The following is a 12,513-nucleotide window of genomic DNA, read 5'->3' as shown; positions in this document are numbered from 1 at the left end:
TATACAGTTGATATTTTGAAGGATCTTTAGCTAATAACATATTCCTACAAAAGAAACAATCGGCAATTTATGACAAAAAACGATTCCTATGTTACAATTTTTTAAAAATTAATAATAGGAGTAACTATGAATATTTATCACGATGTACATCAGTCAGATCCTTGGATTAAGTTTTTTATTAAATTCAGATGGTTGTTCTATTTGTTAGCAGTTATTCTTATATTAATAGGGGGATTTTTACATTTTCATAGAAGCTTAGTAGTTGTTTATACCTTAGTTATGCTTTTATTAGGCCTTATTTATAACAGTAAAATCATCTTACTTATGCAAAGTGTTTTAGTAACAACAGCTAGATATATTTTTGTTCCTGAAAGTGTTCCTTACATAGAATCTTTTATTATTCTCTCTTTAACATATTTTGTAACTGGGTTAGTTGTATCGATATTAGTCAGTAATAATATAAATCAAAAGAAAATAAATATGGACTTAACAGTAAGTTTTTCAAAGCTGTTAGATTCAAGAGATAAATATACGGCTTTACATTCAGAAAATGTTGCAAGATATTCACGGATGATTGCAGAGGAATTGAAATTACCGAAACAAACGTGTGAGACAATTTACTTGGGTGGGCTCTTACATGATATTGGGAAAATTTCGATACCTGAAGCAATCTTAAATAAGCCTGCAAAATTAACTCAAGATGAATATGAAATTGTTAAACAACATCCTTCAACAGGCTATTCTATCATTAAAGATATCCCAAGTATGATGAAAACAGGGGTGTTGGATATCGTTTTATATCATCATGAAAGGTTCGATGGCACCGGATATCCTAAAGGACTAAAGGGTGAGAATATCCCTTATTTAGCAAGGATAACTGCTGTAGCCGATGCCTTTGATGCGATGATTTCTAGACGTGTTTATAGAGATGGAAAAGAAATGATCTTTGTTTTAGAAGAATTAAAGAAAAACAGAGGAATCCAGTTTGATCCAGAGATCACTGATATCTTTATAACATGTGTTGAAAAAATGAAGGATACATTTATTAATCCTAAGGAAATTAAGTAATAATATTATCAGATATTTTCTAGCAAAGATAGATATAAAGTTAGTTGTATATCTATCTTTTACATATTAGTAAAAATGTGGATTTCGTGTGAAAACTACATAGTTGATAAAAAAATCTGAAAATAAACCTTTTCACTTTTTATTTTTTGTGTTACATTAATTACTGTAGTTGATAATCAATCTCACTGATAGTGAAAAAGAAAAACTTGAGTAATTTACAAGCTATTTTTTTTGATTACTATTGATAATGATTATCAAAATTAATTACATAACCTATTTTAAGGGAAGTTAGGATATAAATGGCAAAAATAATTTTAAGCATTGCTTTGATCCTTCTATCATGCTGCTCGATTTTTATAGGTGTTTTAGATTTAACACCAAAGGATTTATTTCAATTGACTGATGAAAAAACACAAATTCTTTTGTTAAGTCGAATACCTAGATTAATCAGTCTTATTATTGCAGGTGTAAGCATGAGTATATGTGGTCTGATCATGCAGCAGCTTACAAGAAATAAGTTTGTTTCACCGACAACAGCAGGAACAATGGATTCGGCTAGATTAGGTATCTTAGTTTCAATGTTAGTATTTACCTCTGCTAGTCCTATCGAAAAAATGATTGTAGCCTTTATATTTGCGCTAGCGGGTACATTTATTTTTATGAAGATACTAGACAGAATTAAATTCAAGGATACAATTTTCATTCCACTTGTTGGACTTATGTTTGGTAGCATTATAGGCTCAATTACAACATTCTTTGCGTACAGATATGACTTAATTCAAAATATTGGATCATGGTTACATGGAGATTTTTCTCTCATTATGAAAGGCAGATATGAACTTTTATACATAACGATTCCATTTGTCATTCTAGCTTATGTATTTGCTAATAAATTCACAGTGGCTGGAATGGGTGAAGATTTTTCGAAAAATTTAGGTCTGCACTATCGAAAAATTGTGAATGTTGGTCTTGTAATTGTTGCTCTAATAACAACAAGTGTTGTTCTAACTGTTGGAGTCATTCCTTTTCTCGGATTAATCATCCCGAATATTGTTAGTATCTATCGAGGTGATCATTTGAGAAAGAGCTTGCCTGAAACAGCGCTGCTAGGAGCAGTATTTGTTCTACTATGTGATATTATCGGTCGAATTATTATATTCCCTTACGAAATATCTGTTAGTGTCATTGTTGGAGTAATTGGAAGTGTGATTTTTGTGTACTTGTTAATGAGGAGAAGGGCATATGCGTAGGAAATCTTTAATACTACTAGGAATGGTCATGATCGCAGTAGCGTGCTTTATTTTTTACGATATCGGACCAAATGTAGATTATGTCCTTCCTAGAAGAATAACAAAGGTTGCAGCGATTATTGTTACAGGTGCAGCGATTGCCTTTGCAACTGTTATCTTCCAGACGATAACAAATAATAGAATATTAACACCAAGTATTATTGGACTTGATGCCTTATATATTCTGCTACAAACAGTTATTATCTTTGTTGCTGGATCGATGTCATTTTTCATTTTAAATGATTATGTGAATTTCTTACTTGGCGTCGTGTTAATGGTTATCTTTTCAACATTGCTGTTTGGTTTCTTATTTAAAAGAGAACAAAATATTTATTTTCTGTTATTAATTGGAATTATTGTTGGTACTTTATTCGGAAGTTTGTCTACATTCATGCAAATATTAATTGATCCAAATGAATTTTTAATGGTTCAAGCTAGAATGTTTGCTAGCTTTAATAACATTCAAACAGATTTATTATTGATTTCTTTATTATTAATAGGAGTTGCACTCATATTTTATTGGCCGAATCATAAGTATTTAGATGTTCTGTCATTAGGCAGAGAACATGCAATCAACTTAGGTGTAGATTATGATTTAGTTGTAAAAAAGCTATTAATTGTTGTATCAATTTTAATTGCTGTTTCAACTGCATTAGTTGGACCGATTACGTTTTTAGGATTACTTGTAGTAAATGTAACTCATGAATTTTATAAAACGTATAAACATAAGCATTTAATTGTTGGCTCCATCTTAATTAGTGTTATAGCTTTAGTAGGTGGTCAATTCATTGTAGAAAAGATCTTTACGTTTTCAACAACTGTTAGTGTTATCGTGAACTTTGTGGGTGGCGTTTATTTTATCTATCTACTATTAAAGGAGAATCGATCATGGTAGAGGTAAAAAATATAACCAAAAGATATGGACAAAAAATAGTAGTAGATAATGTCTCACTACAGATTAAAAAAGGTAGTATTACTTCATTCATTGGACCGAATGGTGCTGGGAAAAGTACAGTGTTATCAGGTATCAGTCGCTTGATTTCAATGGATGAAGGAGAAATATATATTGGTGACCAAAATATACAGAAAACCAAAACAAATGATCTTGCCAAACAGATATCAATATTAAAGCAAACTAATTCTATTAATCTACGTTTAACAGTAAGAGAGTTAGTGAGCTTTGGGCGATTTCCCTACTCGCAAGGACGCTTAAATGATGAAGATTGGCAAGCAGTCGATGAAGCTATCTCTTATATGGGACTTAAGGACCTTCAGGAAAGGTTTTTAGATCATTTAAGTGGAGGGCAGAGACAAAGAGCTTATATTGCGATGGTCATTGCACAAAATACAGAGTATGTCTTGTTGGATGAACCACTTAACAATTTAGATATGAAACATTCTGTCCAGATTATGAAAAACTTGCGTAAGTTGGTTGAAGATCTCGGTAAGACAGTCATTATTGTTTTACATGATATCAACTTTGCTTCCTGTTATTCTGACTATATTGTTGGATTGAAAGATGGCAGGGTTGTACGAGAGGGTACAAAAGATGAAATGATGGAAACCCATGTTTTAAAAGAAATTTATGATATGGATATTCCAGTTCAAACAATTAATGGACAAAAGATTTGTGTGTATTTTACTTAATGGTAATAACGATTTTGTTCTGTAGGGGGGAAACCCCTTTATTTTAAAGATATCATTGATAATGATTATTATTATTAAAACAATGTTAAAGCTTAATGCTGATTTTTAGCACTTTGTTGATTGGAGTGAAAGGCATGAGACTCCTGCGGGAGAAGCGTGTCAAAGGGAGACCCCACAGGCGCGCAGCTTACGAGGAGGCTCCCGGACCGCCCGCGGAAAGCGAATGCCTGTAACGGAAATCAACAACAATGTTTAACAGTGCCATTATTAAAACTACAGAAACAAATCTATTATAAAAAAACTTTATGGGGTGAATTAGATGAAAAAATTATTTTCATTATTAATGGTAGCATTATTTGTATTTGTTGTAGCAGCTTGTGGTGCAGAAAAAACAAGTGAAGAACCAAAGGCAAAAGAAGAACCAGCAACAGAAACAGCTTCAGAAGAAACGACAGAAGGTGCAGAAGCAAAAAGTGAAGAAATTACAATTACTCATCAATTAGGTGAAACAACTTTAATGACAAATCCTGAAAAAGTTGTTGTGTTTGACTTTGGTATTCTTGACTCTTTAGATAAATTAGGAGTAAATGTAACTGGTCTTCCACAAGAAAATATTCCAGATTATCTATCAAAGTATGAAGGTGACGAATATACAAGTGTTGGTAGCTTAAAAGAAATTGATTATGAAAAATTAAGTGAAGTTGCACCTGACTTAATTATTATTTCTGGTAGACAAGGAGATTTCTATAAAGAATTATCAGAAATTGCTCCGACAATCTTTATGGGTGTGGACACAACAAAATATATGGAATCATTTGAAGAAAATATGAATACATTAGGTAAAATCTTTAATAAGCAAGAAGAAGTTGAAACAGAAATTGCAGCAATTAAAGAAACAATCTCTTCTGTAGGTGAAGCTGCAGCTGATAAAAAAGCTCTTGTTGTTCTTTTAAATGATGGATCTGTTAGTGCATATGGTTCAGGTTCACGTTTTGGTATTATTCATGATGTTATGGGTGTGCCTGCAGCTGATGAAAACATTGAAGCTTCAACTCATGGTCAAAAAGTAACATTTGAGTATATTGTTGAAAAAGATCCTGATTACTTATTTGTAGTAGACCGCACTGCTGTAGTTGGTGGAGAAACATCTGCTAAAGAAGCGCTAGAAAACGAATTAATTCAAGGTACAAAAGCATATAAAAATGATAATATTGTTTACTTAGATCCCGCTATATGGTATTTATCAGGTGGTGGATTAGTATCTGTAGCTGAAATGGCTAAAGAAATAGAAACAGGATTACAATAATTACAGTATGAAAAGTAAGCTGACTAAATTTCGATTTAGTTGGTTTGCTTTTTTTATTTAGGCTGTTTTCGTAAACTTTGTTGTTTTTAGTATCCTAATGGATACAACTCTGTATAAGGTCTAGTGGCATCTTTTCTTCTCCAAATTGTACCTTTTATGCGATGAAACACTTGTTGCAACAGATAAAGATGTCAATTAGCAACAATCTTTCAGAAAAGAGCCTATATTTATTTGTTTTTCATAGCATGTGTAATAGGTGTTACTTACGATCTATTTATATATCTAGAACGAGAAAATAGCATTGATTTTAGATCGATAATCACTCTATTTTGGACATTTTTGTGTTACGATAAATTTGTAAACTATCTGACATTAGGGTTAGCCTAATAAGGAGTGATTATTAATTTATAACGTAGATGAATTATTTAAAGAATTCGGAGCTTCTTTTATTGAAAGAGAAAAAAGAAGGTTAACAGAATTATATAAACTCAATCTTATATATACTCCATATGAAGATTCCTTTGATCGAATAACGGATTTAACAAGTAGACTGTTTCATGCACCTATTGCACTTTTTACTTTGATAACAGAAGAAAAGCAGTGGTTTAAGTCTTGTGTTGGTATTTCAGATGATCTAAAAGTAGAAAGGTCAACAGAACGAAGTGCAGCATTTTGTCACTATGTAGTTGTTGATAAGGAACCTCTTGTTGTGAATGATGCATTATTAGATGAGCGTTTTAGAAATAATAGGCTCGTTAAAGAAAAAGGGTTCCGTTTTTATGCAGGAGCACCAATTATTACGAAAAATGATAATGTTTTAGGATCACTTTGTATATTAGATTATAAGCCAAGGAATCTAAGTAGCGAAGAACTTAATAACTTAATAGATTTAAGTAAGTGGATCATTACTGAAATAGAACTTCGAACAGATTTAATCGAAAGAACATTAAGTGAAAAGTCAATTAGTTGCCTGTATGAAATTACGAGTAGTAATGAATATACATTTCAAGAGAAATTAAATAAATTACTGACTTTGGGATGTGAACGGTTTCAACTTCCAAATGGTCTTATTTCTTGTGTTGATGATAATAAATATAAGGTAATAAAAGAGAAATCGAAAACAGGAGTTTCACGATATGCCGGAGAGATTTTTGCATTAAATGAAATTTGTGCATTAAAAGTTGTTGAAAAATTAAAGCCAATACACCTCAAACCAGATTATTTGCAAGAAAGTAGTTATGTTGGAATAAAGGAATATGTGGGTGCACCTATATTTGTAAACAAAAAGCTGTATGGAACATTTTGTTTTTTTAGGGAGGAAGAAGAGAGGTTAAGAACAATAAACACATCAGATCTTGAATTTATTCAATTGATCACACAATGGGTTGGAAATGAGCTTGAGAGATTGCAAACTGAAAAAAGCCTCAAGGAAAGCCAAGAAAGGTTTCAGCAAATAGCAAACAATATTAATGAAGCTTTTTGGATTTATGATCTTGGTGAAATGAGACTATTATATAGTAGTAGAGTTATGGCTGAAATTTCAGGCTTGAGAGATGAAGAATTCCTTTCCCTTCAAGTATGGCATGACTTAATTCACCCAGAAGATAGAGAGTATGTTCAAAATCAAATTAAAACGATAACAAATAGTATTGAATTCGATTTTAGAATTATTAAAGGTAATGGAAAAGTTCGTTGGATACGTAGTCGTATAGTTCCTATCTATAATGAAGCTGGAAAAAAATATAGATTAGTTGGTGTAGCAGAGGATATTACAGAAGCAAAGTTAAATAGTGATCTACTACGAAAATCTGATAAACTTGCAGCAGTTGGTCAAATTGCAGCAAGTATTGCACATGAAGTAAGAAACCCATTAACAAGTATAAAAGGTTTTTTTCAGCTATTACAAGAGAATCAAATTCCATACCAGGAATTGATTTTATCAGAGTTTAATCAAATCGAAGAATTCATTAATGAAATACTCATCCTAGCTAATTCACATATGGAAACGAAGCGTGAAATAAATCATATTCCTCACCTTATCTTAGATGTTATAAATTTAATGAGAGATTCTGCAGAACATCAAAATATTTCGTTTACAATAAATGGCGATGACAACCTGCAGCCAATAAATAGTAATGAACATCAAATCAAACAGGTTTTCCAGCATATTATGAGCAATGCTATTGACGCAATGCCAGCTGGTGGAATAGTGAATGTAGAATTCGGAGAGGAAAACTCTGAATTTATTTATATTATAATTAGTGACAGTGGTGTAGGGATTCCAGAAGATCGAATTGCCAAGCTTGGTGAACCTTATTATTCAAATAAAGAAAAAGGTAGTGGGTTAGGATTAATGATAAGTTATCGGATTATTCAAAATCATAAGGGGCAAATTCATTTTAAAAGTCAATTAGATATTGGTACAAGCGTAAAGATCTTATTACCAATTTCGTAGAGCATACCATCGGGTCAGACCTCTAACTTAGAGGTTTAGGCCTTTTTGGGTTCCTTTAATTTTCCAATAACGAATTTAATATGGAGTGTACCTTGTAGAGAATGAAAGCACATATCTGAATTTTTTTCAAATAAGCCTATAAGAGATTCAGTTAAATAGTTTAATAAGTTACAATAGAAAAGGATTAAGTACAGTTTTTGTAGAATTATTACATACATTTAGCGTACTGAACATTTTGATATATAGATCCTATTGAAGTTTACTTCAATTTTTAAATATTAATCAATGAGCATTTTTATTGTGAATATCTTTCTAATATCAATGAGATAGAGAGATTGTAAAGGAGGATATAGTATGTCAAATGTAACAGAAGGGCAAGAGATTATTGAACATAATAATAAAGCTAACCATCTTGTTCCTTATATCGTTGGAATTGGTGCATCAGCAGGGGGGCTTGAACCTATTGAGCAGTTTTTTCAATCTATTAAAACTAATATAGATGCTGCATTTGTTATTGTTCAACATTTATCATCACAGTATAAAAGCTTTATGCCAGAGTTATTGAAAAAACATACCGACATGAAGGTCATTCAAGCAGAAGAAGGGATGATTTTAAAAGCGCGAACAGTTTATTTATGTCCACCTAATCATTACATTTATATTAAAGATGAGGGTGTTTTACAACTAGAAAAATACGATAAAGATAAAGCGATCAATTACCCGATCAATGGTTTTCTTACTTCTTTAGCATCATATGCTGAAGAACGGGCAATTGGGGTTATTTTTTCTGGTAAAGGATCAGATGGAACTAAAGGACTTAATGATATTCATGAAAAAAGTGGATTATGTCTTATTCAAAATAAGACTGCTAAATACTCTGATATGCCTGAAAGTGCTATAAAATCAGGAATTGCAGATTTTGTCATAAGTCCAACAGAAATGCCACAGCATATCATTAATTATATCGATGCAAAACCAGTTAGTTTTAATGAATCCACCCTGAATCAGGTATTAGTGATGATACAGAAGAAAAGTGGCATCGACTTTTCGATGTATAAAAGGAATACCGTTATACGTCGAATTGAAAGAAGAATGTCTCTGAATGAACAGTCTTTTTCAACACTAGAGGATTATAAAAACTATCTCTTAGAAAATCCACGGGAAATTAGGTATCTACAAGAAGATTTATTAATTGGAGTTACTCACTTTTTTAGAGATAGTGAGGCTTTTAACTATTTAAAACAAACATTAATACCTACAATGGTTGATGATAATTTGGTTAAAGGTCGTAAAAAAATGAGAATATGGGTAGCGGGTTGTTCAACAGGACAAGAAGCTTATTCATTAGTTATCCTATTTAATGAAGAAATTGAGAAAAGAAAAATAGATATGGATTTGCAATTATTTGCGACCGATATTGATCGTGATTCTGTAAAATTTGCAAGCCAAGGATGTTATTCAGAGCAAATCGTTACAACAATTCCTCAAGATCTTTTGTTAAAGTATTTTGATAGAGATGGTAGTGATTATCAAGTAAAACGAGAAATAAGGCAGAAGATAGTTTTTGCCCCTCATAATATGATTAAAGATTCTCCTTTTGTTAATATTGATATGATCAGTTGTCGAAATGTCATGATTTATTTTCAAGCAGAGCTACAGCAAAAGGTATTATCATTGTTTCATTTTGCACTAAAGGAAAAGGGATATTTATTTTTAGGACCTAGTGAAACAATAGGAAAGCTATCAAGCTTGTTTGGTCCAGTGAACAGTAAATGGAAGATATTCTCTAATAATTTAATGGAACAAAATCAGCATTTGCCACATGCATTAATTTCAACAAATAATTCACAGGGTGAAAATAGCAGAGATAAGTTAACGATAGAAGCATACAGAGATACTAAGCATTATCATTATGCTGATGAACTTTTCAATTCATTGATGGATGAGCTATTGCCACCTTCAATTATTATAAATGAACATAATGAAGTCGTCATTTCATCAGGAAATGCTGGAGCATACTTAAATCTTCCAAAAGGTAAACTTAACTATAATATATTTAATATGGTTCCTACCAATTTATCTGTCGCGATTGGTACTGCGATTAAAAGAGCACGTCAAGATGGAAAAGAAATTAAATACGAAAACCTTTTACTCAATAAAAGTGAAAGCAAACAGGTTCAATTGGTTGTAAAACCGTTATCTAATGTGAAAAAGGATTATATTGCTTTATTTATAGAAGAACATCGACCAGAATCTACAATTAAATTTAAAAGTGACTCTATTTTATTTGATCATGATACTGCATATAATCAACGTATTTTTGACTTAGAGCAGGAGCTATATTATACAAAGCAAGGCTTGCAAACAACAATTGAGGAATTAGAAACCTCTAATGAAGAGCTTCAAAGCACGAATGAAGAATTAATAGCTGCAAATGAAGAGCTTCAAAGCACAAACGAAGAAATGCAGTCTGTTAATGAAGAGTTAATTACAGTGAACACAGAATATGAGAAAAAGATAGCAGAACTGACAAATCTAAATAATGATATGGATAATTTATTAATCAATACTAATATTGCCACCATATTTTTAGATAAAATGTTAAATATTAAGCTATATACACCAGAGTCCACGAAAATTTTCCATCTTATTGAGCGTGATATTGGACGTCCGATTCATCATATTTCACATCGCTTAGATTATGAATATTTAATGAATGATATCCAGGATGTTTTAGTAACAGCCAAAACAATCGATAAAGAATTACCTTCAAAAGATGGAGAATGGTTTCATATCAAAATAATGCCTTATCGAACGAATCATAATTTAATAGAAGGTATTGTTATAACATTCGTAGATATTTCAGCCATTAGAAAAGTAAATCGTGAACTTCAGTTAAGTAAACAAGCAATTGAACTAAGCCCAGCGAATACAGTTGTTACAGATTTCCAAGGAAAGATCGAGTATGCTAATAGTAGATTTGCAAAGCAGCTTGGCATTAAACCACACGAGGTTATTGGAAAAAAACTAAAGGATATTTATACAGAATATTTCAAGGGTAGTGAGTTTGAATCATATTGGAAGAAGGTAAGAGCAGGAGAAGAATGGTCTGGAGAACTCTCTTATTTCGGAAAAAATGGTGAACAATTCTGGGAGAATTTAACGCTAATTCCTGTAGAAAATGAAGAAAATGAAGTTGTTCAGATTCTACGTGTTGGTGAAGATATTACCAAGAGGAAGAGCTCTGAACAGATGTTAATTAAATCTGAAATGCTTTCAGCAGTAGGTCAGCTTGCCGCAGGAATAGCACATGAAATCAGAAATCCACTAACATCACTAAAAGGTTTCTTGCAGCTAATGACACAAACGAAGTCTTACAGTGAGGAATACGCTGAGGTCATGATGTCAGAGTTTTTAAGACTAGAAGAAATTATTAATGAATTCCTTGTTCTTTCGAGATCAAAGTCAGTAACATATCATGAAGTGAATGTTAACAAGATTATTAAGGATGTTTCGAAAATTTGGGAAACCCAGGCTATTCTTAATAATGTATCAATAAAAACGAAAATTGAACCAGTTCTTTTTAAAGTTAATGGTATTGAGAATGAATTAAAGCAAGTTTTTATAAATATTGTTAAGAATGGAATAGAGTCTATGGAAGGATCAACAGGGATTTTATCTATAGAAACTCGACAAATTGAAAACGATAAAGTGTTAATTCGTTTTCAAGATCAAGGAAAGGGAATACCAAAGGAACAGTTGGAAAAAATGGGGGAACCTTTTTATACAACAAAAGAAAAGGGGACAGGCTTAGGGTTAATGGTTAGTTTAAAAATCATTGAAAGCCATAATGGGGAAATCGTCTTTTTAAGTGAACTAAATAAAGGCACAACAGTTGAAATAACATTACCTTTATCTAGCTCAATCAAAGCGGTCTAAAAGAGGCATTAGTGTAAGGTAGAAGTCAATTGAAGAACGTAAATCGTTTAGTTCATCAATAATCACTTCATAATGATCACTTTTTCCACTTTCAATAATATCAGGGCGGATTAGGCTTAAAAGATCTTCAATTTTCTCGAGCTTGTTGGGAAGAGCTTTTAAATTATCTGAAGAGCTTGTTAAATGATATAAGTCAGTATCATTTAAGAAAGGCTGAAACAAAGAAAGAATTTCCTTACGATGATGATATTCGAGCTTGTCCTTGTCAGTCACCATGAGTTGCTCACGTAGCATATGAACTTGGTGGCTGACTTTTTTTAGGTTGTCTTTCAAAGGAATACAAACAACATATAAATTCTCATCATGCGTTTTAGTTTGGTATAACTCAAAAAGCTCAATTTCATCATCACAAGTTATCAGGTTGGCCTCAAATTTTTCTTTTTCGTTCGATTGAAGAAAATAGGAAACTTTATTCTTACTATCAATGTCCACTAGTTGGAGGAAATTCCTTTGGCTTGGAAATAACTTTCTCACTACAGACGATGTTTGTAAAATATCAAGTTGTGAATTTAGTATAAAAACTGGAACTGGTACATTTTCAAGTGAGAACATTTTGTTCACCACACCTTTTTTAAAGTTGTATGTTTATGAATGGCTGTTTTCGTGAACTTTGTTGCTTTCGGTTACATTATGGATACAGCACTTTATCCAGTCTAGGAGTATTTCTTCTAATTAAACAAGCATCTTATATTCGTAAAAACACTGTTTATAACAAGTAATAAGATCAGTAACAATCTCTAGAAAAGAGC

General features: G+C 31.9%; 8 protein-coding genes. 7 read left to right on the top strand and 1 reads right to left on the bottom strand.

What is annotated here, in order from left to right:
* The first annotated feature begins 126 nt into the window (after positions 1 to 126).
* The 7 genes from FS935_RS15870 (at position 127) to FS935_RS15840 (ending at position 11,704) form a co-directional block, all read left to right on the top strand.
* A complete protein-coding gene (locus FS935_RS15870) occupies positions 127 to 1,068 on the top strand; it encodes an HD-GYP domain-containing protein (RefSeq protein WP_146949631.1) in 942 nt (313 codons plus the stop codon).
* A 299-nt stretch (positions 1,069 to 1,367) separates the two neighbouring features.
* Positions 1,368 to 2,318, top strand: a complete 951-nt coding sequence (locus tag FS935_RS15865) for an ABC transporter permease (RefSeq protein WP_146949630.1) — start codon at positions 1,368 to 1,370, stop codon at positions 2,316 to 2,318.
* Positions 2,311 to 3,252: an iron chelate uptake ABC transporter family permease subunit gene (locus FS935_RS15860; protein WP_146949629.1), complete on the top strand. Its 942-nt coding sequence runs from the start codon at positions 2,311 to 2,313 to the stop codon at positions 3,250 to 3,252. Before FS935_RS15865 ends, FS935_RS15860 begins: the two co-directional genes overlap by 8 nt.
* Complete coding sequence (locus tag FS935_RS15855) at positions 3,246 to 4,004, top strand: iron ABC transporter ATP-binding protein (protein WP_146949628.1); 759 nt, start codon at positions 3,246 to 3,248, stop codon at positions 4,002 to 4,004. The genes FS935_RS15860 and FS935_RS15855 overlap by 7 nt, the downstream gene beginning before the upstream one ends.
* A 319-nt stretch (positions 4,005 to 4,323) precedes the next feature.
* On the top strand, positions 4,324 to 5,310 hold the full coding sequence (locus tag FS935_RS15850) for a siderophore ABC transporter substrate-binding protein (protein WP_146949627.1): 987 nt from the start codon (positions 4,324 to 4,326) through the stop codon (positions 5,308 to 5,310).
* A gap of 403 nt (positions 5,311 to 5,713) precedes the next feature.
* Positions 5,714 to 7,765, top strand: coding sequence for a GAF domain-containing protein (locus FS935_RS15845; RefSeq protein WP_338036931.1), 2,052 nt, complete (start codon positions 5,714 to 5,716; stop codon positions 7,763 to 7,765).
* Positions 7,766 to 8,119: 354 nt separating this feature from the next.
* On the top strand, positions 8,120 to 11,704 hold the full coding sequence (locus FS935_RS15840) for a CheR family methyltransferase (RefSeq protein ID WP_146949625.1): 3,585 nt from the start codon (positions 8,120 to 8,122) through the stop codon (positions 11,702 to 11,704).
* Here FS935_RS15840 and FS935_RS15835 read toward each other — a convergent pair.
* Positions 11,687 to 12,316: a hypothetical protein gene (locus FS935_RS15835; protein ID WP_146949624.1), complete on the bottom strand. Its 630-nt coding sequence runs from the start codon at positions 12,314 to 12,316 to the stop codon at positions 11,687 to 11,689. The two genes, FS935_RS15840 and FS935_RS15835, sit on opposite strands and share 18 nt — an antisense overlap.
* Between the last annotated feature and the right edge of the window lie 197 nt (positions 12,317 to 12,513).

Origin of the sequence: Metabacillus litoralis (genome assembly GCF_007994985.1) — a bacterium.
In the GTDB taxonomy this organism is placed as follows: Bacteria; Bacillota; Bacilli; order Bacillales; family Bacillaceae; genus Metabacillus; species Metabacillus litoralis.
The sequence above is the reverse complement of the archived record's forward strand: the minus strand, read 5'-3'. Positions and strand labels throughout refer to the sequence as shown.

Coding starts and splice junctions, on each gene's coding strand:
- FS935_RS15870 (WP_146949631.1), top strand. CDS start 127: ATGAATATTTATCACGATGTACATCAGTCAGATCCTTGGATTAAGTTT.
- FS935_RS15865 (WP_146949630.1), top strand. CDS start 1,368: ATGGCAAAAATAATTTTAAGCATTGCTTTGATCCTTCTATCATGCTGC.
- FS935_RS15860 (WP_146949629.1), top strand. CDS start 2,311: ATGCGTAGGAAATCTTTAATACTACTAGGAATGGTCATGATCGCAGTA.
- FS935_RS15855 (WP_146949628.1), top strand. CDS start 3,246: ATGGTAGAGGTAAAAAATATAACCAAAAGATATGGACAAAAAATAGTA.
- FS935_RS15850 (WP_146949627.1), top strand. CDS start 4,324: ATGAAAAAATTATTTTCATTATTAATGGTAGCATTATTTGTATTTGTT.
- FS935_RS15840 (WP_146949625.1), top strand. CDS start 8,120: ATGTCAAATGTAACAGAAGGGCAAGAGATTATTGAACATAATAATAAA.
- FS935_RS15835 (WP_146949624.1), bottom strand. CDS start 12,316: ATGTTCTCACTTGAAAATGTACCAGTTCCAGTTTTTATACTAAATTCA.